Annotated in this window: 15 protein-coding genes; 1 reads left to right on the forward strand and 14 read right to left on the reverse strand. The window is 65.3% G+C overall.

Annotation, left to right across the window (positions count from 1 at the left end):
* Positions 1-79: 79 nt before the first annotated feature.
* The 9 genes from EN874_RS05625 to EN874_RS05665 all read right to left on the reverse strand — a co-directional run bounded on the left by EN874_RS05625 (position 80) and on the right by EN874_RS05665 (position 9,960).
* Positions 80-1,507 (reverse strand): glycosyltransferase, encoded by a 1,428-nt coding sequence (locus tag EN874_RS05625; protein WP_168247363.1) that lies wholly within the window; start codon positions 1,505-1,507, stop codon positions 80-82.
* Positions 1,504-2,541: a HEAT repeat domain-containing protein gene (locus tag EN874_RS05630; RefSeq protein ID WP_127424371.1), complete on the reverse strand. Its 1,038-nt coding sequence runs from the start codon at positions 2,539-2,541 to the stop codon at positions 1,504-1,506. Before EN874_RS05630 ends, EN874_RS05625 begins: the two co-directional genes overlap by 4 nt.
* Positions 2,542-2,543: 2 nt before the next feature.
* A complete protein-coding gene (locus EN874_RS05635; protein WP_127424372.1) occupies positions 2,544-4,292 on the reverse strand; it encodes a YaiO family outer membrane beta-barrel protein in 1,749 nt (582 codons plus the stop codon).
* A complete protein-coding gene (locus tag EN874_RS05640) occupies positions 4,292-4,687 on the reverse strand; it encodes a response regulator (RefSeq protein WP_127424373.1) in 396 nt (131 codons plus the stop codon). The genes EN874_RS05635 and EN874_RS05640 overlap by 1 nt, the downstream gene beginning before the upstream one ends.
* A gap of 352 nt (positions 4,688-5,039) precedes the next feature.
* On the reverse strand, positions 5,040-5,426 hold the full coding sequence (locus EN874_RS05645) for a response regulator (RefSeq protein WP_127424374.1): 387 nt from the start codon (positions 5,424-5,426) through the stop codon (positions 5,040-5,042).
* Positions 5,427-5,431: 5 nt separating this feature from the next.
* Positions 5,432-7,870 (reverse strand): ATP-binding protein, encoded by a 2,439-nt coding sequence (locus EN874_RS05650; RefSeq protein ID WP_127424375.1) that lies wholly within the window; start codon positions 7,868-7,870, stop codon positions 5,432-5,434.
* Positions 7,871-8,107: 237 nt separating this feature from the next.
* The gene (locus EN874_RS05655) at positions 8,108-8,965 is read right to left on the reverse strand and encodes an alpha/beta hydrolase (protein ID WP_168247365.1); all 858 of its coding nucleotides are present in this window, start codon (positions 8,963-8,965) and stop codon (positions 8,108-8,110) included.
* A gap of 1 nt (position 8,966) precedes the next feature.
* Positions 8,967-9,443: an Lpg1974 family pore-forming outer membrane protein gene (locus tag EN874_RS33610; RefSeq protein WP_245513461.1), complete on the reverse strand. Its 477-nt coding sequence runs from the start codon at positions 9,441-9,443 to the stop codon at positions 8,967-8,969.
* An 85-nt stretch (positions 9,444-9,528) separates the two neighbouring features.
* The gene (locus EN874_RS05665; protein ID WP_127424378.1) at positions 9,529-9,960 is read right to left on the reverse strand and encodes a hypothetical protein; all 432 of its coding nucleotides are present in this window, start codon (positions 9,958-9,960) and stop codon (positions 9,529-9,531) included.
* Positions 9,961-10,099: 139 nt separating this feature from the next.
* Between EN874_RS05665 and EN874_RS05670 the strand changes: the two genes are divergently transcribed.
* The gene (locus EN874_RS05670) at positions 10,100-10,639 is read left to right on the forward strand and encodes a dihydrofolate reductase family protein (protein ID WP_127424379.1); all 540 of its coding nucleotides are present in this window, start codon (positions 10,100-10,102) and stop codon (positions 10,637-10,639) included.
* A gap of 302 nt (positions 10,640-10,941) precedes the next feature.
* Here EN874_RS05670 and EN874_RS05675 read toward each other — a convergent pair whose 3' ends face one another.
* From EN874_RS05675 to EN874_RS05695, 5 genes are all read right to left on the reverse strand, one after another.
* A complete protein-coding gene (locus EN874_RS05675; protein WP_127424380.1) occupies positions 10,942-12,273 on the reverse strand; it encodes an HlyD family type I secretion periplasmic adaptor subunit in 1,332 nt (443 codons plus the stop codon).
* Positions 12,270-14,033 (reverse strand): type I secretion system permease/ATPase, encoded by a 1,764-nt coding sequence (locus EN874_RS05680; RefSeq protein ID WP_245513462.1) that lies wholly within the window; start codon positions 14,031-14,033, stop codon positions 12,270-12,272. Before EN874_RS05680 ends, EN874_RS05675 begins: the two co-directional genes overlap by 4 nt.
* Positions 14,024-17,218, reverse strand: a complete 3,195-nt coding sequence (locus tag EN874_RS05685) for an immunoglobulin-like domain-containing protein (protein ID WP_189396740.1) — start codon at positions 17,216-17,218, stop codon at positions 14,024-14,026. Before EN874_RS05685 ends, EN874_RS05680 begins: the two co-directional genes overlap by 10 nt.
* A 497-nt stretch (positions 17,219-17,715) precedes the next feature.
* A complete protein-coding gene (locus EN874_RS05690) occupies positions 17,716-18,570 on the reverse strand; it encodes a patatin-like phospholipase family protein (RefSeq protein WP_127424381.1) in 855 nt (284 codons plus the stop codon).
* Positions 18,567-19,844 (reverse strand): pitrilysin family protein, encoded by a 1,278-nt coding sequence (locus EN874_RS05695; RefSeq protein WP_245513486.1) that lies wholly within the window; start codon positions 19,842-19,844, stop codon positions 18,567-18,569. Before EN874_RS05695 ends, EN874_RS05690 begins: the two co-directional genes overlap by 4 nt.
* Positions 19,845-19,863 lie beyond the last annotated feature (19 nt).

The raw sequence follows: 19,863 nt of genomic DNA on the forward strand, positions 1-19,863 counted from the left end.
CCTCTCCCCATTTCATGGGGGCGAGGAAACGCCAATCGCCAAGGTCGCGACCCTGGCAAGCTTTGGGTTCCGGCCGGACCTACTTCTTGGCGGCGCCGAGGCCGGTCCTCGGCATCTCGCCCCAGCCCTGATTGCCGCGCAGGAATTGCCACCAGCCCTTCACGCGCCAGAAATTGTTGAGCTGGCGGTAGCCGAAATTCTCGACCACGGCGACCGCCGTCAGCACGGCAAGGTCCCTGGCGCGGGGAAAACGCTGCAGCTCGGCCTCTTCGAGGATGAGCGAGCAGACGCTGACGCAGACGCCGTAGGTGAAGATGAGCGAGGTGAAGGCCAGAAGATATTCGGCCGAAAGGATGCCGAGCAGCCAGAAGAGCGGGATCAGGATGTAGCCCAGCACCTCCGCCACCGGCCCCAGCACGTCAACGATGAAGATGTGGCCGAAGCCGAGAAAGCCGATGCGGCCGTAGCGCGGGTTGAAGAGCATGGCGCGGTAGCGGAAGAAGCATTCGAGCGCGCCGCGCTGCCAGCGCGAGCGCTGCCTTGCCAGCACGCTCAGCGTTTCCGGCGCCTCGGTCCAGCACACCGGCTCGGGGATGAACTGGATGCTGTATTTGCGCTTCCTGTCGCGCATGTGGCGGTGCAGCTTGATGACGAGGTCGAGGTCCTCGCCCATCGAACCCTTGGTGAAGCCGCCCGCCGCCACCACTTCGGCGCGGCGGAACATGCCGAAGGCGCCGGAGACCAGCATCAGCGTGTTGATGCGGCTCCAGGCGAGCCTGGCCATCAGGAAGGCGCGCAGATATTCGACCACCTGCAGCAGCGGCAGCAGGCGGCGCGGCAGACGGACCTCGCGCACCCTGCCCGCCTCGATCTTGGAGCCGTTGGCGATGCGGATCGTGCCGCCGACGGCGATGGTGCGCTCGGGGTCGTCGATGAAGGGCTGGGCGGCGCGCATCAGCGCATCGGGCTCGAGGATGGAGTCGCCATCGATGACGCAGAACAGCGGCGCGCGGCAGACATTGATGCCGGCGTTCTGGGCGTCGGCCTTGCCGCCATTCTCCTTGTCGACGACGAACAGCCGCTCGGTCATCGGCGAGGAATAGAGGCCGCGGATCGGCATGTGCGCCAGCGCCTCCTCATAGGGCCGATGGAACTTCACCAGCCTGAAGGCATCGATCAGGCGCTGAAGCGTGTCGTCCTTCGAGCCGTCATTGATGACGACAACCTCGAAATTCGGGTATTCGAGCGCCAGCATCGAATGAACGCTCTCGACCACGTTCAAGGCCTCATTGTAGGCGGGCACCAGCAGCGCGATCGGCGGCGCCACCTCGCCGTAGCGGTGCCACAGCAGCGCCGAGCGCGCGACGGGCGGGCGCCTGGAAAGCGCGTAGCCGGCGACGATGAGCTGCAGCAGGTAGATCGTCGTCTGCGCCAACCCCGCCCCGATAATGAACCAGGACAGGATGGTGGCGGCAAGAACGATCTCGTGGCTCCAGTCGGCGATCATGCGGCCGGCCCCTCGGCAAGAATGAGCGAGGCGGTGCGCTGGCTGCGCGAGACCTCACTGTCGGCGATCTGGCGCAGCAGCCGCTCGCCCGGCTGGCCGAAGGAGCGCAGCGCGTTGGCGGCGGCATAGCGCACGGTCCACACTTCGTCGTCCATCAGCCCGGACAGCGGCGCGGCAAGCTCGGCGAGACCGAGGCGCCCCGCGGCATCGGCAGCGGCTGCGCGCACGTCCCAGTCGCTGTTCGCCATTGCGCTCGCCAGGATCGCCGTCGCCCCGGCGTGTCCGGTCAGGCCAAGCGCGCGCAGCGCCGCGGCGGCGACCTCGGGCGAGGCATCGCCGGCCAGGCGGGCGAAAAGATCGGCGAAGCGGAAGCCGCCGGCGCGGGCGAGCGCGTCGATCGCGGCCGCGCGGATGAAGGGCACGGCGTCGGTGCGGGCGGCATGGGTGGCGAGCTCGTCGAGGCGCGCCGCCGGAAAGCGCCTGAACAGCTCGATGAGGCGGCGCGAGCGCTGCCCCTCGTCGCCGATCTTGCGCAGCGCGATGCCGAGCGGCGGCAGGCTGTCCAGATCGCAAAGCGCGATTGCCGCGGCGATCCTGACCTCGCGCGAACGGTCGCGTTCGAGCGCCGAGAGCAGGCCGGCCACAGCCCCTTCCGAACGCAGCGCCGCAAGCATTTCGGCCGCATGGATGCGCTCGGCGCCGTTGCCTTTTTCCAGCTGCCTGCCGACGAGCGCCGGCAGGCCGCATTCGTTGAAGGCGGCAAGGACGTCGTCATATTCCTCGCCGCGCAACAGCGAAATGAATTCGAAGCCGGCATTGATCGCGACGCCCGCCGGCACCGCAAGGATCGCCGCCTTCAGGGCCTCGCGGTCGCGATTTTCGGTGAAGGCGATCAGCGCTGTCAGAAGCTGGCGCCGCTGGTCGGCCGCCACCCTGGCGCGGCGCTCCTGCAGCACTCGGCGCGCCGTCAGGAACAGCATGATCGCCAGTGAAAGGGCGCTGAGCAGTATGGAGAGATCCCAGATCAGCCACATGGTCAGAACCGCGCGGTCAGCCCGACCCCGAATATGCTTCGGTCGAATGTCGGGCGTTGTTCATGCGCGATGCTGGCGCGCAGCGTCAGCGGATCGCTGACGTCGAAGGAAATGCCGCCGAAGACGGTGCGGGTCGGCACCAGCGTGCCGTCGGAGATTTCGGGGGCGTCGGCGTAACCGCCGAACAGGTTGACGCGCTGTGTCACCGCAAGGTCGGCGCGCAGCACATAGCCGTCCGCGCGCGTGCCGATATCGTCCTCGGCATGCACCCAGCGGGCGGCAAGCCCCAGGCGGCCGTCCAGCACATAGGCCTGCAGCCAAGGCTGGATACTGGTGACGTTGGTGTCGGTGAAATTGTCGTAGCGGGCGTCGATGTTGAGCGACAGCGGGCCGAACACCTTTGCCGGCGCCACGACCTGCCACGAGGCGCCGGCGCCGATCGAATAGCGCGCCAGGAAATCGGCGTCCGGCGTCGCCGCGGCCAGCGCATAGGCCGAGAACGCCGGCGAGAAGGCCTGGTCGATGCGGCCCTCGATCTGGACGTCTGTGTGGTCGAAGCGGGTGGCCACGCGGGTGCGGCCGGAAATCGTCGTGCCCGGCGACAACCGATAGGCAAGGCCGGCCGAACTGTCGGTCCAGCCGCCGAGACCGTTGGTGAGATCGCTCACCTCGCTGCCGAGGTCGAGCCGCCATTTATGCGGCGGCGGCACGGCCAGCCTTTGCTCGATATCGGCGGAGCCGGGCTCGATGGCGAGCGCCCGACGATAGGCCTGCCGCGCGGCCTCGTCGTCACCCTCGGCGCGGAGCACATCGCCGAGCCCGACCAGCGCCTCGGCATTGCGCGGATCGAGCGCAAGCGCGCGCTGGAACGACTGCCCGGCCCGCGCGTAGTCGGCCTCGAGCAGGGCTATCCTGCCGTCGAGGGCGAGCGCCTCGACATTGTCCGGCGCCGTTGCCAGCACGCCGTCGACAGCCGCGCGGGCGCGCGGCGCGTCGCCCTGCCAGATCGCCAGGCGGACCTTGCCCAGCCCGGCATCGAGAAGGCCGGGCCTGATGGCCAGCGCCCGGTCGAAGAATTGTCCCGCCTCGTCGAAGCGCTGGCCGGAGCCGGCGACAAGGCCAAGCGCGACCAGGATGTCGGTGTTCTTCGGCGCCAGCTTCAGCGCCCGGCGATAGGCCTGCTCCGCCCCCGGCAGGTTCCCTGCCGCCCGCAGGCGCCTGCCCTCCTCCAACTGCATGGCGACGGGATCGGGTCGCCGGCGGAGCGACTGCTTCGCCGGCGCCGCGGCAGCCGGAACCGGCTTCGCTTGGCCGGCCTGCCTGGCCTTGCGGATGTTTTCGACAAGTGCCGCGGCATCGGCGTTGCCGGGATCGGCCTCAGCGACCTTCTCGGCGAGCGGCAGCGCGGCGTCCAGATTGCCGGAGCGGAACTCGACCTCGGCCATGCCGAAGCTGGCGTCGCGATAGGCCGGCGCAAGGGAAAGCGCCCTGGAAAAAGCGTCGCGCGCGGCCGTCAGATCGCTGCGTCCGAGCTCGGCGAAGCCGAGCTGCACCAGGGCGTCGGCATTGTCGGGCTTGAGCGCCAGCGCGCGCCGGAAAAGATCGGCCGCCTCGTCGAAATGCTGCGCCTGCCTGGCCTTGACGCCGGACGCGTAGAGCTCGTCGACGGTCTGCGCCATCGCCGCGGCCGGAGCAGCGGCGATCGCCAGGATCAGACTCGCGGCAAGGGCTGCGCGCCGGCCGCGCCGCATCAGCGCTTCCCGCTCCTGCTGCGCGCGATCAGACGCGCAAGCCGGGCCAGAAGCTCCTCGGGGATGAACGGCTTCACCAGATAGTCGTCGGCCCCCTTCTCGAGGGCCGAGACGATATCCCTCTCGGCCTTGCGGGCGGTCAGCATGACCACCGGCGTCTCGGACAGGGCCGGGTCGCCCTTGATGCGCGCCAGCACCTCGACACCGTCGGCCTTGGGCATCATCGCGTCGAGCACGATGATATCGGGGCCGTCCTGCTCCGCCTTCGCCAGCGCCTCGGCGCCGTCCACCGCCTTGATGACCTCGTAACCCTTCGCCCTCAGCCTGAATTCCATCAGCTCGAGCAACAAGGGGTCGTCATCGCAGATCAGAACTCTTGCCTTCGCTCCAATCACCAGTCCTACTCCGGTTCCATCGCCCCCCGGAGTGATCAACCCATGAACCGACATCCGCCAATGCGGTCCATGCAAACAAAGCCCGCGCGAATCACCCGCGCCGGCCGATGCCGCGCAATCATAGACAAAGCCGATTCGCGACAGCCGCATTTCGATGCAATCAGTAGATGAATATTGGGGCCTGGTACAGGAGGCTTAAACACCAGGCGGAGTTGCCGACAACCTCCTAGAGCGGTTCACCGTTTCGTGGAAACGGCGAACCGCCCTATCTCTCTGTTTTATGCAATTCCGGACGGAAAACCGGTGTGCACTTTTCCTGGAATTGCTTTAGGCGGCACCTCCCCCGAGGCCGTCAGGGCCGGCCGTCGCGCGGCCGGAGCAGTTTCCTGACCTCCCCGGCGAGCGCCATCGGATCGAAGGGTTTGGCGATCACGCCCACCGCTCCCATGGCGAGATAGCGCTCCACCTCATGCGTCTGGGTCCGCGCCGTGATGAACACCACGGGAATCGAGGCCGTCAGCGGCGATTCGCCCAGGCGCCTCAGTGTTTCCGGCCCGTCCATGTCCGGTATCATCACATCGAGCAGGATGAGGTCCGGCCGCCAGTCGGCGGCATCGGTCAGCGCCTCGATGCCCGAGGCGCTGGACCGCACCTCGAATTGCGGATCGAGCTCCAGCGACATCTGGGCGATCTCGCGGATGTCGTCCTCGTCATCCACATAGAGGATCCGTGCCGGCATCGACGTCACTCCCCTGCTCGCTCGGTGGATCCCGCCGCGTCGCGGGACGCAATCAACATGCTTCTGACCAGCCTGGCGACATCGATCTCCGACGCCCTGGTCTTGGTCATGATCGCCTGTACCCGATCGCCCAGCTTCTCGTCCAATTCCGCCGCCGAGAACACGATCACCCGGGTCTCCGGCGGCAGGTCGATGAGCAGGTCCAGGCCCGATCCATCGGGAAGCGCGATGTCCAGGATGACCAGGTCGAAACGATGTTTCGCGACCGCCCGCCGGGCGTCCTGCAGGGTTTTCGCCGAGGTGATCGAGACACCCGGACCGAGCCCCGCCGACATCACGGCAAGCACGCCCTCATCGTCCTCGACATGCAGGATCCGCGGCTTCGGCTCGACCCGGCGGCCGACGATCTTGGCGAGGGCGGCGTGAAGCCGCGCCGAATCCACCGGCTTCTCCAGCCAGTCGACGATGCCGACCGCGGTACCGTTCAGCGAGCGCCTGGCCTCGTCGGCGACGGCGGAGATGACGATGACCGAAATGTCGGAATTGACCTGCGATGCCCTTATGTCGTGGAAGAGCTTGATGCCGGATTCCCCCGCCAGCCTGATGTCGAGCGTCAACGCCACATAGTCGCGGGAGCGCAGGAGCGCCTTGGCGGTGTCGATGTCGGGGGCGACGTCGCTGGAAAAGCCTTCCGCGTCGAGAAGTGCCGCGATCACCGCCGCGACGTCTGGCTCGTCCTCGCAAATGAGGACACGCAGGCGGCCATCGCGCTTGCGCGACCGGCGCTCGACAAAAACCGGCTTCGCGTCCTGCCTTTGCGCTTCAGCGAGGTCGATGTGGAACGAAGTCCCCTTGCCTTCCACCGTTTCGAAGGAAACGGCGCCGCCGAGCTTTTCGACGATGGTCTTGACGATGCTCAAGCCCAGGCCGGTGCCGCCCTTCTTGCGGGTGCTGGATGCGTCGGCCTGCTCGAACTTGCCGAAGATGCGGCTGCGGAACGCTTCCGGGATGCCTGAGCCCTGATCGATCACGGAGATGCGCAGCATGTCGCGGTCGCGACGCTGGAGCGTCACCGTCACGGTGCCGCCGGGATCGGAGAACTTGATCGCATTCGACAAGAGGTTCGCCATCACCTGATGCATGCGGTCGGGGTCGATATTGGCCTCGGCGCGCGCGGCATCGTCGACCAGGACGATGCGGATCCTGTTCTCGGCCATGTAGTTGGAGCTTGCGGCAATGGCCTGCTCCAGCACCGCGCGGACAGCCATCTGCTTGATCTTGAAGGTGATCACGCCCGATTCGATCTTCTCCATGTCGAGGATGTCGTTGATGAGAAGAACCAGCCTCTCGCTGTTGTTGTGGGCGATGTTGACGAGATTGGCAGCCTTGGGCGGCAACTCGCCCGCCACGCCGGCCGCGATCAGGCCGAGCGAGCCGCGGATGGATGTCAGTGGCGTGCGCAATTCGTGGCTGACCGTGGAGATGAAATCGTTCTTGAGCTGCGCGTTTTGCTTCTGCTCGGTGATGTCGCGATTGTAGGTGATGACGCCGGTGATCCTGCCGGCCTCGTCGCGGAAGGGCGCCTTCAGCGTATAGAGCCAGCCCTGCCTGCCGTCCGGGAAAAGCGCGGGCTGATCGATGCGCAACGTTTGGCCGGCCTCCAGCGCGCCCGTCTCATCCTGCCTGAAGCGTTCTGCCACGTCCTTGGGATAGAAATCGAAATCCGTCTTGCCGATCAGATCCTCGACCGAGGCGGCACGCATCATTTCGGCGGTGGCTGGATTTGCGACGACGAAGCGGCCGTCGACATCCTTCACGTTGAGGCAATCCGGCAGCTCGCGAACCATGGCGCGGTAGATCATGTTGGACATGGCAAGCTCGCGCCGCCGCTGCTGCCGATCGAGCAGCACGCCGATGACGAAGGTGCCGAGAAAGCGGAACACGAGGGACGGGAGGGTGCTCTGCTGAACGAAGCCGGCCACGACCTGCGGCGGCATGACGACAAGCGTGATCAGCCCGGCGAGCGCGACCGAAACGCTGAGGCCGACAATGTCGAACATGGTGCGCGACCGGGCCGCGACGATGTGGTGCCACGCGATGCCAACAACAGCGGTAATGAGGATGCCCATGATCCCGACGCTCAACTGCCCGCCGAGATGGATGCGATAGGCAATCGAGCCGGCGGCGGCGACGACCATTGCCGGCCATCCGCCGAAGAACGCGGCGGCGGCGATGAAGGCGGCGCGCAGGTCGACGAAGAAGCCGGAGACGGGCAAGGCCGTCGCAATGGAGATGATCGCGCCCGCGCACATGACCGCGCCCAAAAGCAGCGACTGGATCAACCGCGGAAGACGCCCGGTGAAATCCGCCACCAGGTCCCAGGCGACGACCAGGATCGAGACCAGCGCAAGATTGGCGAGGAGTGAGTGCCATATCTCGGACATGACTTCGGGCTCCTTTTTTCCGGGTAGATATCGGCAAAACCTATCCGATGTCTAAAGAACCTGCGCGCCTGGCTGAACGGCGGGCCGGATGGCGGCCCACGGAGAGCGGATCGCCGAGCCATGTCGCCCAGCACAAGGACTGTCGTAGCCGTGGCACGGATCTCCGCCGACCGGCATGGTCGACGATCCGAGAGAATGACCTGGCCTCCCGCCGACCGGGGCTCAGGGGCGCATGACCTATTCCAGCCTGCGGTAGCTGGATGGCGGCCGCGCCACCCAGGCCTCGATCTCGCGGTTCACGACAGCCGCGGCATGATGATGGATGAAATGACCTGCGCCTGGCAGCGCCACCAGAGACGTGACGTTGTCGACCTCGCGGAACGTGCCATCGAAAGCGGCCGAGGGGACATATGGATCATCGGTGCCGAACAGGACCAGCGTGGGCGCCTTGACCAGCGGCAATTGACCAATATCTGGCACCCTGCCGAGCGGAATATTGGCCCCGTAGTAGCCCAGTATAGCCTCCGGATCGGAGCGCTCGAGCGAAACCATGAGCGAGTGCCTGTCGTCCGCGTCCGCAACCCAGGCGGCAAGCTCCTCCCGCCCCGGCATGGCAGCCATGCCGGCTTCCTGGAAACGGCGCATGTAGCCGAAGTACCCAGCATTGGCAGGATCGGCGATGGCGCGGAGGTAGTTGCGCGGATGCGGCGCAGACAGAACGACAAGATGGCGCACCGCTTGCGGCACACGCATTGCCAGCCACCAGGCTATGGTTCCACCCCAGTCGTGGCCGACGATAGAGGCCTGCGAAAGTTGCTCCGCCACGAGCACGGACAGGACGTCCCCCACAAGACTGGGCAGCAAGGCGTAGTTGGCATGTCCCCGTGGCGCGTCGCTCCGCCCAAAGCCGCGCAAGTCCGGCGCCAACACCCTGAAGTTGTCGCTCAAAGCGTCCAGCTGCCGGCGCCAACCGAGACCATGGTCTGGAAACCCGTGCAGAAAGACGATCGGCGGGCCGGAGCCCGCCGCTATGTAATGTAGCTTTATATTGCCGTTGGACGCGAACTTTGACTCGAAATCTGTCTTCGAAGTCACCTTAGTCAATTGCTGCGATCACATCTTCACTTCGAGGCGCAGGAACGGCCCCTGGAACACCTGATTCGTGGTCTGCGTTTACCAGCAGTTTGTGCCACGCTTCGATCTTGTAGCCTGCGGTGAACGTGGTGTTCACCATCGGCGTCCAGCTCACACCGAGCGATGCATCGACGTTGGACACCGTCTCGCCCGAGCCTTCGTTGAACAGCGTCTCGGAAGCGTGCTCATTGGGATTTGCCTGCGTGACATTGACACCAACTCGGTCGATACGCCGGCCCCACATGACCGCGCCTGAGACGGAGCCCGTGAGGCCCCAGTTCTCGCCGACCGGATAGTAGCCGTCAGCACCGACCCGGGGGCCGATGCCCCAGTATTCCGCCCCGTACCGATGGCCGCAAGATAGTCGAAATCGGCGCCGTTTCCGGTAAAACCGTGGAGGCAATAGACTGTCCCACGAGCCTGGCCGGCCGGCTGCCATATCCGCACGAACATCGACGCATAGCGGTCGCCGAGGCGGATCAGAATCTCCTGGGTGAGCCCCTCGCCGAATGCAGCCCGGTCCATCACGCGCCACGCTTGCGCACGGCGCGCTTCATGGCGCCGCGCGTATCGATGAAGTCGCGCTTCCAGTAGACGGATTTGTCGAGATTGAGCAGCTTCGCCGCCTTGATCAGCGGCAGGATGTGCGAGGACGAGCGCGTAGCCATAACGGTCGCGGCAATTGCGCTGCCGCCAGGATCGGGATTGAGCGGGCCATTGTTCGCGACCCATGTTTCGGCGATCTCGCGGCTGGTCACGACCCAGCCGACGTAAGCGACGATCGCGTCGTCAATGGCACCGATAAGGTGCGATTGCTGCTCGATCTGGTAGCGCAACGACTTCACCATCTGGCTAAATTCGTAGCCGTCGAAGGGCGGATGGTGCGCAATGAAGTTGCAGACCAGACCAAGCGAGAACGGATTGAAAGGAACGCGGGTGAAAAGAAGCTTGCTCATACGGACAACATGGCGTTTCAAACGGGCGCGAGAATATGATGAGGAACCAAGGCGGGGCTAGAGGGAAAAGAGCGACGCGAATACGCTTGTCGTCGCGATCTTGACTGCAGCAGCAGCTTGCTTCTGGTAGGAGAACATCATGCGCAAGCTTATCGTCACCGAATTCATCAGCGTCGACGGCATCGCCGAGGTCGAGAAGCTGCCGAGCGTGACCTGGAACGACGAGATGAACGCGTTCAAGGAGGACGAGCTTGCCGACAGCGGCGCAATGCTTCTCGGGCGCACGACCTACGAGATCTTCGCCGGCTCATGGCCAAAGGAAACGGGAGACTTCGCCGAGCGCTTCAACGCGCTGCCTAAATATGTCGCCTCGACGAGGCTGACGGCGCTCGACTGGCAGCCGGCCGAGCTGCTCGAAGGTCCCCTGCCCCAAGCGGTCGCCAGGCTGAAGCAAGAAAGCGGCGGCAACATCTATGTGCACGGCAGCTTGAGCATCGCCCGGCAGTTGCTCGGCCACGGCCTTGTCGACCGCCTGAGGCTGCTTGCCTATCCCGGCGCTGTCGGCCAGGGCAAGCCGCTGTTCCCGTCCGACAAGCCGCTTGCGCTGGAGCTGGTCTCGGCCGTGCCGTTCAGCAACGGCGTGGTGGCGCTGGAGTATGCAACGGTGGCGAAACCGTGAGGACGCCACTGTCTGAACGCCCGGCTGAGCTGGTTCCGCAGGGGCTTCGCCAGATAGGCATCAACGGACGGTCTTGATGCTTGATCGCGCGCAACCGGTGTTGGTTGCGCCGCGTGGCTCGAACGATCGAGGGCGAGATGGGATCGCCCCGATCGGTGCTTGGATGAGATGTGCGCACAGCTCGTCAACAAAGGAGGCGGCAAGCTTCGAGGCTGCGCCCGGTCGTCATTCACTCTGTCAGCTGATTGCGTCCAGGCAACGACGATGCTGACGGACGTGCCACGTCTGCATTCGGCTCAGTCTCACTCCTCCCTGAAGGCGTGAGCAAAGCTGTCGGCAAAAGGCTGGAAGAGATATTCGAGCATGGTGCGTCGTCCCGTCACGATGGACACATCGACGGGCATCCCCGGATACAGCTTCACGCGCGGAAGCTTCTTGACCTCATCGGCGTCCACTTCGACGGTGGCTCTGAAAAACGTCGCTCCGCTGCGCTCGTCGACCTCCGCGTCGGCCGAGACACGGGTAAGGGCGCCTTCCAGCGTGGGCGTGATCCTCTGCTTGTAGGCAACGAGGCGTACCGTCGCCGGCAGACCGGGGCGAACGACATCGATATCCAAGGGCTGAATCTTGACGTCCAGCACCATCTTGTCCTGGTCGGGAACGAGATCAAGAATGATGCCGCCGGGAGGCACGACCCCGCCCTGTGTGAAGTACCGAAGGTTCATCACCACCCCGTCTTCCGGCGCGACGACATCCCGGCGCGCTGCGCGCGCATCAGTCTTCAGAAGGGCCTTTTCGAGCTCAGAGCGTTTGGTCTGAACATCGCGAAGATCCTCGGCGGCCTTCTTGATATACGAGAGCCGGCCATTATCGATCTGTGCGTCTGCCTCGGCGACCTGCTGTCGCAGGCTTCCTATGCTCGCCCGGTTCGCGTCAGCCTCGCCTTGGGCAACGATGATCTGCCGCTCGAGCTGGAGCACGCGAGATTTCACCCCGTAGCCTTTCTTGAGAAGCGTACGGGCGTCCGCCAGCTCTTCCCGCAGAGACGGTAACTGGATCTCGAAGGCCCCTACTCTCGCGGCGAGCGCCGACATTTGCGCCTGGTACTGGGCGATCCGCTGCTGCCAGACCTCGACCTCCGACGCCTGCACCTTGGCCTGATCCTGGAAGATGCGCTCCTGTCCGGCCATGGCCTCGGCGACAACCTGCTCGCTTCGCCTGGACGACAAGTCCGCCGGGAAGGGAATTGTGCTCAGGCCGTCGCGCTGCGCCGTCAGGCGGGCTTCGCTGGCGAGCGCGGAGTCGAGCTCGCCGCGCACGGCATCGCGATCGGACGCCGCGTCGAGCCCGTCAAGGCGCACCAATGTCTGGCCCTGTTTGACCGCATCACCCTCGCGGACCAGGATTTCCCGGATGATGCCGCCTTCCAGGTGCTGTACGGTCTTGCGGTTGCTGTCGACCTTCACCACGCCCGGCGCGACCGCCGCGCTGGTCAGCGGCGCTGTCGCCGCCCAGAGGCCGAAGCAGCCGAACAATAAGCCGATGACGGTCAGACCGCCGAACACATGGGCGCTAATCGCTGGCCAGGCGTGCGGCGGAGGCGGCATTTCCAATGGCAGGGCAGCTTCCGTCACGATCCGGTCCTTTCGGAGCTCACGACCCGCACCTGCGGCGCGGCGGACTGCTGCTCGGGACGGCGCAGTTGCGCGAGCACGCCGTCGCGCGGACCGAACATCTGCGGCTGGCCTTCGTTGAGCACCAGCACGCAGTCCACATGCGCCATCAGCGTCGGCCGGTGGGCGACGATGACCACGGTCGAGCCTGCCTCCTTCATCGAGGCGATCGCCTGGTTCAGCGCTTCCTCCCCGATCGCGTCAAGATTGGAGTTCGGCTCGTCCAGCACCACCAATGGCGGACGTCCGTAGAGCGCGCGGGCAAGCCCTATGCGCTGGCGCTGCCCGCCGGAGAGCACCGAGCCCTGCTCGGCGATCTCGGTATCGTATCCTTTGGCGAGCCTGAGGATCATCTCGTGCACGCCAGCCATCTTCGCCGCGGCGACGACCATCGTCGGGTCGCCTGCTTCCATCCGGGCGATGTTCTCGCGGACGGTACCCGGAAAGAGCTCAACATCCTGCGGCAGGTAGCCCACATGGCGGCCGAAATCGGCCCGGTTCCAGGCAAAAACGTCGGCGCCGTCGAGCCGCACCTGGCCATGCTGTGGCGAAGCCATCCCGACGATCAGCCGGGCGAGCGTCGACTTACCCGCCGCCGATGGGCCGATAATGGCCAGCACCTGGCCGGACGAGAGCGAAAAGGTGACGTTCTTCAAAACCGGCGCCCTGGCTCCGGCCGGCGCAAAGGTCACGGATTCGACCGAAAGCTGTCCCCGGGGCCTCGGCAGTTCCATCCCGGCCGGACGGAGCGGCGGGGCCTCGAACAGTCGGTCGAGCCGGCCCCACGCCTCGCGCGCGCCGGCCGTCTGCTTCCAGGTGGCGATGGCCTGCTCGACCGGGGCGAGCGCGCGCGACATGATGATCGAGGCCGCGATCATGGCGCCGGGCGAGACCTCGTGGCGGAGCGACAGCCAGGCGCCGAGCCCCAGCACGGCGACCTGCAGGAACATCCGGAACGGCTTGGCGAAGGCGTTGATCAGCCCCGCGCGGTCGCTGGCGATCGTCTGCAGCGCCAGCACGGAGGCATTGGCGGCGTCCCAGCGCCTGGCGAGCACGCCGCCCATGCCCATGCCGTCGATCACCTCGGCATTGCGGAAGCCGGCATCCGCGGCCTGGTAGGCGCGCGCCGAAACCGCATTGGCCTGCTTGAGCATGCCGGCGGTCAGCGCGTTGTTGGCGAGCGCGAGACCAAAGAGGATGACCGCGCCGCCCAGTGCCAGAAGCCCGAGCAGCGGATGCAGCAGGAAGATGAAAGCGAGGTAGAGCGGCATCCACGGCGCGTCGAAAAGCGCCATGATGCCGCCGCCGCCGAGATAGCCGCGCAGCGTGGCGAGGTCGCGCAGCGCGTCGGTGCGGTAGGGCGAGCCGCGCAACGCGTTCTCGAGCCCACGGCCCAGCACCTGCGGCGACAGCACGCGGTCGATCCAGGTGCCGAGTTGCACCAAGAGGCGCGAGCGGAAGAATTCGAGCGCGCCCATCGCAGCGAGCGCCGCCGCCGCGATAAGCGTCAAGTAGACGAGCGTCTCAACGCTGCGGCCGGGCAGCACGCGATCATAGACCTGCAGCATGTAGACCGAGGTCGACAATACCAGCAGGTTGATGACGAAGCTGAACCCCGCCACCGCGGCGAAACCGCCGCGGCAGCGAGAGAGGGCGATATGCAGCGGGTTGGTCATCGCAAGCACCGGCGCGATTGCATAGAGGGTTCCGCTCAGGTCCACTCGACGAACTTGGTGTTGTCGAGCCCAAGCAACTGCGTCAGCGTCGTCACGTCATCCAGCGTGGCCACGTGGACGCGGCCTCCCGTATCGCTCCAATTTGCGTCGAACCAAATTTCGCCCTTGCCAGTGTCGCTGTTGAAAACGGCGACATAGGCATTGGCGGCGCCTCCTGTGCCGTTGATGATCTGCGAACTGGTCTGGGCCGTCTGGATTTCCACCACCTTGTTGGTGTCGCCGGCCGCGATGTTGGCGATGGCATTCCTGTTCTGATAATCGGAGGCACTGAGCGTGAGCGCGGTGCCTGCGACGGTCACATTGGTGCTGGCCGCGTTCCAGCCGTCAGCCCCCTGCTGGAGGCCAATCGTGTGGCCTCCAACAAGGAAGTCCAGAATGGTGTCGGTGCCGTTCTGGCTCGGAGCAATCATCCGGAATTGGTCATTTCCGCTGCCGCCCAGGAGCACGTCGTTGCCGCCGCCGCCGCTCAAGATGTCGTTTTGCTGGCCCCCGAGCAGATAGTCGCGCCCGGCGCCGCCGGTCAGCGTATCGCCGCCGTTGTAGCCAGCAACGATGTCGCTGCCGCTTCCGCCGGAGAGAGTATCGCTGGTGTTTCCGTTGATCCCGACAAGCACATGAAAATCCGCGCTGGTCTGGTTGTTAGCCTGATCCGTGACAGTCAGGTGGACAGTATAGTCTCCGATGCCCGCGTTCGATTGAGACGCCGTCAGATTGCCGGCCGAGTCGACGGAGACGTTCGTCGCCGGAAGAGCGTTGTTGGAGGTCACGGAGTAGCTGAACGCGAAGGTGTCCGTGGCATCCGGGTCGCCCAGCTCGATGAAATGACCCAGCAGGGAAGCGTTTCCGCTCTGCGTCGGCACGAAGTCGATGCCAGTCGGCCCGCCGAGGTCGCTGAGGTCGTTGTCGGTGATCGTGCCCACCCCTTGCGTGTCGGAAATCGTCGCGTTGGTCGGGTTGCTGAGGTTGACGTAGAACTGCTCCGTCTGTTCGAACACCGCATTGTCGACGATCGTCAGGGTGATGGTCTTGCTCGTTTCGCCGGCAGCGAAGCTGAGCGTGGCGTTCAGCGCGTCGGGTCCGGCAGTGTAGTCGCCGCCGGCCGAGGCGGTGCCAGGCGCCACCTGGTAATCCACCGTGGCCGGAAGCGCCGTCGCGCCCGTCTTGGTGACCGTGAAGGTGATGGTTCCGGCCGCCTCGCTGACCGTAACGTCGTTGATGGAGAAGCTCGGCGGTAAATCATTGTCGGTGATGGTCACCGTCGCGGTGTCGCTGGTGTTGAGCTGCTCGTAGTTGCCGCCGCTCGTGCCGCTGATTCCGACCTGATAGCTGGTGCCGTCGCCATAGACATTGTTGTCTGCGACCGCAAAGGCCGTCGAGACGCCGCTGGTCTGGCCGACCGCGATGGTGACGCTGGCGCCGCTGGTGAGGCTGATCACCAGAGGCGCGTCGGTAACGGCGTTGGCGACATGCGCGGTGATCGTCGCCGTCCCCGCGCCTTCGCTGACGTTGACGTCGTCGAGCGTGACGGCGGTGGTGTCGATGGTGTCGGTGACGTTGGCCGTCGCCGTGCCGGTGCCGACCACGAGGTGCTCGAAGTTGCCGCCCGCGGTGCCGGTGATGGTGGCCGTCAGGCTGGAGGCGTCGTTGTAGACGTCCTCGCCATTGCCCGACGCGATCGTCAGCGTGCCGGTGGTCTGGCCGTCGGCAATGGTGATGTCGCCGTGGTCGGTGTGGACCGTGGTGACGCCCTGCGAGGCATTGCTCAGCGTCGCCGTGAACACGTAGTCGGCGACCGCGCCCTCGGCGACCGTCGAGGCGCTGAGGTCGACCGTCGCGTCGGTCGCGGTGTCGGTGACGTTGGCCGTCGCCGTGCCGGTGCCGACCACGAGGTGCTCGAAGTTGCCGCCCGCGGTGCCGGTGATGGTGGCTGTCAGGCTGGAGGCGTCGTTGTAGACGTCCTCGCCATTGCCCGACGCGATCGTCAGCGTGCCGGTGGTCTGGCCGTCGGCAATGGTGATGTCGCCGTGGTCGGTGTGGACCGTGGTGACGCCCTGCGAGGCATTGCTCAGCGTCGCCGTGAACACGTAGTCGGCGACCGCCCCCTCGGCGACCGTCGAGGCGCTGAGGTCGACGGTGGTGGTGTCGATGGTGTCGTGGACCGTTACCGTCGCGGTGTCGGAAGTGTTGAGCGCCTCGTAGTTGCCGCCGGTCGTGCCGCTGATGCCGAGGTTCAGCGTGCTGGCGTCATTGTAAGGGTCATCACCCGGCGCGGCGAACGTCACCTGGCCCTGGGTCTGGCCGTCGAGGATGGTGATGGTGGCACCGTTCGACAGCGTGATGGTGAGGTCGCCGTGCGGCGCGTGGTCGACGCTGGCCATGACCGTGATCGACCCGCCCTCGTCCACGGCCGCCGGAGCACTGAGCGTGACGGTAGTGGTGTCCTTGTCGTCGACGATTGTGCCGACACCGTTGCCGTCGGCGATGCCTACGTTGATGTTGGACCCGAGAACATTTGTCGTCGCTCCGCTGAGCGTGACGTTGAAAGTCTCGTTTGCCTCCTTGTAGTAGTCATCGATCGTCTGCACGGTCACCGTGGCCGTGGTCTGGCCGGCCGGAATGATCACATAGCCGCTGGTCGCGGTGTAGTCGGAACCGCTCGTCGCCGTGCCGTTGCCGGTGCCATAGTAGACCTTGATGTCATAAGCATAGGTATTGCTCAGGCTGACAGTGAACTGGGCATTGCCGCCTTCCGTGACGGAAGTGTCGCCGATCGCGACGGTGGGCAGCGTGTAGGCGTGGTCCGCGCTGGTGTCGACGCCCTTGATGCTGTCGCCGCCGTTCACGCTCGTCGCGCGGATGCCAAGGGTGCTGATGTCGGTCAAATTCACGCTGGCCGTATAGGTCAGCGTCTCGCCTTGGCTGATGAAAGTGGACTTGCCCTCCCCGAGCTTTCCGAGGCCCGCGCTGGAAAGGTAGTCATAGCCATCCCACACGATTCCGGTGCCGTTCATGTTGAGCGAACTGTCCGACTTCGTAAGGGTGATATTGCCATCGACGGTGGAATCGCCATCGGACCACCAAATCGCGTTCAGGTCTCCCGTGCCCTGAACCGAAGTAATGCTGAACTCCGTTTGACCACCGCCCAGATCGACGGCCTGGACCGACAGCACGAAGCCGTTCTGGCTGATGGTGAATACTTTGATATCGCCGATAGACATAAACAATCTCCGCCCGTTGGCCGTGCGAGACGGCTAACTACCCATGCCGAAAGAATCGGCGCCCAGTCTTCGGGGAGAAGAAATGATCAGAGTGCCATGCAACCAGGCGCAACCCGACGGCCCGGCAGTGAACGACCTGCCCATTATGGCGGTTCACAGACCAGCGGCTGCTCAATGGTGATGGCTGCGACGGCGATCAATACCGCGCTGCGTTTCCCCTACCCCAGTAGCGCCGTGACTCGTTGTTGCCGGTCGGGAGATGTTCACGCTACCCCTTTATATTAGGATATTATTAACTCTACCCCCGAAGCGTCAACAGCCAATTCGGAGAAGAGTTAATGACAAAGCGCGTACTTGTACGCTTTTGTGGATAAACTTCGCTGATTGGAATGCAACCGCGAATCAGGAGGCGCCCGCGCTGGGTGGGCGAATCGACCCGACCTAACCCCTCACACCACCTTCTTGCCGCGCTTGCCGCCATGCTCCGCGACCGCCTTCTCGACGGCGCGCTTCAGTTCGTCCTTGATCTCGACGGTGTCGGCCAGCAGCGTCTCGATCCTCAAGAAATCGAGCACGCGGTATTTCGAGACGGCCGGGCGGATGAGGATGTCAGGCGGGTGCTGCCTGAGCTTGTTGGCGATGATCGACTGCATCATCAGCTGCGTGGCGCCATACATCAGGTCGACCGTGGTCGGATGCTTGCGCTCGACATCGCTCGGCGCGCCGACCACGTCGATGGCGATGATGATGTCGGCATCCTTCTCGACGAGATCGAAGGGCACTGGGTTGTAGATGCCGCCGTCGATCAGCACCCGGCCGTCTCGCGTCACCGGGCGGAACACTGCCGGAATGGCGGCCGAGGCCGCCAGCGCCGATTGCAGATCGCCTTCGGCGAAGACCGCGAGCTTGTGGCCAAAATAGTCGGTCGCGGTGACTTTCAGCGGGATCTTCAGCTCTTCGAAGGTGGCGGGAATGGCGTCGGGCAGGAATGCCTTCAGGATGCGCTCGACATTGAACTGGCCGACGCGGATGCCGCCCTGCATGGCCTCGGCGATCGTGCCCGGCCGCGAGCGCCACATGCGCGCGGCCACCTCGGCGCGGCTGCCGAGGATCGAGCGGCTGTAGGCGTGGATTTCGGCGCCCGTCATGCCGGCGGCCATGCCGGCGCCCATTATGGCGCCGATCGAAGAGCCGGCGATCGCCACCGGCCTGATGCCGAGTTCGTCCAGCGCCTCGATGGCATGGATATGCGCCAGCCCCCGCGCGCCGCCGCCGCCGAAGGCTACCGCGAAGGTCGGGCTCATCCCTTGCCGCTCCCCGCCACCTGCACCAGCGGCGGTCCGATCACCATCACCGCGGGCTCGGCCGACAGCAACCTCTTCGCCGCAGCCTTGACGTCTGCAAGCGTCACCGCGTCGATCAGCGCGGCGCGGCGCTTGATATAGTCGATGCCGAGATGGTCGAGCTGCAGCTCGACCAGCGCCGCGGCAATGGAGCCGGAGGAGTCCAGGTTGTTGATCGCGTAGGCGCCGATCATGTATTTCTTGGTTGCGGCAAGCTCCTCCTCGGTCGGCCCCTTCTCAGCCATCTCCTTCACCACCTGGCGCACGATCGAGAGCGTCTCCGCGGCGCGGTCGGAGCGCGTCGCTGTGGTCACCAGCAGCGCGTTGGAATGCTCGTGGTCGACGAGGTCGGAGCTGACGCCATAAGCCAGGCCGCGCTTCTCGCGCACCTCCTCGTAAAGCCGCGACGTAAATGTCGAGCCGCCAAGGATCTCGTTCGTCAGCACCGCCGCGTAGAAATCGGGATCGCTCCGTTTCACGCCTGGCCAGGCAAGCTGCAGCGAGGTCTGCGGCAGGTCGTAGTTCACTTCCAGCTGCTGGCCAAGCTTGGGCGCGACGTCGGCGACCGGGGCCAGCGTCTGCTTGTCCGGCAGTTCGCCGAACACCTCGTCCAGCTTGCCGCCCAGCGTGGCGGCGTCGATATCGCCCACCACCGCCACATGCAGGCCGGCGCGCGCGAAATTCGCTTTGTGGAAAGCCCTGAGGTCTTCGGCGGTGATGGTGGCGAGGCTCTCCTTGGTGCCCTGATCCGGCCGCGCATAGGGATGCTCGCCATAGATCGCGCGCAGCCAGCGCTGCTGGGCGATCGTGTCGGGATCGCGCTCATTGGCGAGGATGCCGGAGAGTATCTGGGCGCGGACGCGGTCGACCGGTGCCTTATCGAAGCGCGGGCTGTTCACCGCCAGCTTCAGCAGGCCAAAAGCCTCATCCTCCTCTTCGGACAGCATGCGCATCGAGCCATAGGTGCCGTCGCGCCCCGCCTGAAAACTCATCTCCGCGCCAGCATCGTCGAGCTTCAGCTGGAAGGCCTCGCTGTCGAGGTCGCCGGCGCCTTCGTCGAACAGGCCGGTCATCAAATTGTCGAGGCCTTCCTTGCCGGCGGGGTCCTGCGCGGTGCCGCCATCGAAGACGAAACGGATGGCAACCAGCGGGATCGAATGGTCTTCCACCAGCCAGGCGGTGATGCCCTTCTTCGACTTCACCTCCTGGATATTCATCTCCGCGTGGGCGGCCATCGCCGGCAAGAGCAGGAAG

This window comes from Mesorhizobium sp. M1D.F.Ca.ET.231.01.1.1, assembly GCF_003999155.2.
Classification (GTDB): domain Bacteria; phylum Pseudomonadota; class Alphaproteobacteria; order Rhizobiales; family Rhizobiaceae; genus Mesorhizobium.

Excerpts from the sequence above, each read along its gene's own strand:
- EN874_RS05630 (WP_127424371.1), bottom strand. The coding sequence starts at position 2,541 with ATGTGGCTGATCTGGGATCTCTCCATACTGCTCAGCGCCCTTTCACTG.
- EN874_RS05650 (WP_127424375.1), bottom strand. The coding sequence starts at position 7,870 with ATGTCCGAGATATGGCACTCACTCCTCGCCAATCTTGCGCTGGTCTCG.
- EN874_RS05665 (WP_127424378.1), bottom strand. The coding sequence starts at position 9,960 with ATGAGCAAGCTTCTTTTCACCCGCGTTCCTTTCAATCCGTTCTCGCTT.
- EN874_RS05690 (WP_127424381.1), bottom strand. The coding sequence starts at position 18,570 with ATGAGCCCGACCTTCGCGGTAGCCTTCGGCGGCGGCGGCGCGCGGGGG.
- EN874_RS05635 (WP_127424372.1), bottom strand. The coding sequence starts at position 4,292 with ATGCGGCGCGGCCGGCGCGCAGCCCTTGCCGCGAGTCTGATCCTGGCG.
- EN874_RS05645 (WP_127424374.1), bottom strand. The coding sequence starts at position 5,426 with ATGCCGGCACGGATCCTCTATGTGGATGACGAGGACGACATCCGCGAG.
- EN874_RS05695 (WP_245513486.1), bottom strand. The coding sequence starts at position 19,844 with ATGGCCGCCCACGCGGAGATGAATATCCAGGAGGTGAAGTCGAAGAAG.
- EN874_RS33610 (WP_245513461.1), bottom strand. The coding sequence starts at position 9,443 with ATGGCAGCCGGCCGGCCAGGCTCGTGGGACAGTCTATTGCCTCCACGG.
- EN874_RS05670 (WP_127424379.1), top strand. The coding sequence starts at position 10,100 with ATGCGCAAGCTTATCGTCACCGAATTCATCAGCGTCGACGGCATCGCC.
- EN874_RS05625 (WP_168247363.1), bottom strand. The coding sequence starts at position 1,507 with ATGATCGCCGACTGGAGCCACGAGATCGTTCTTGCCGCCACCATCCTG.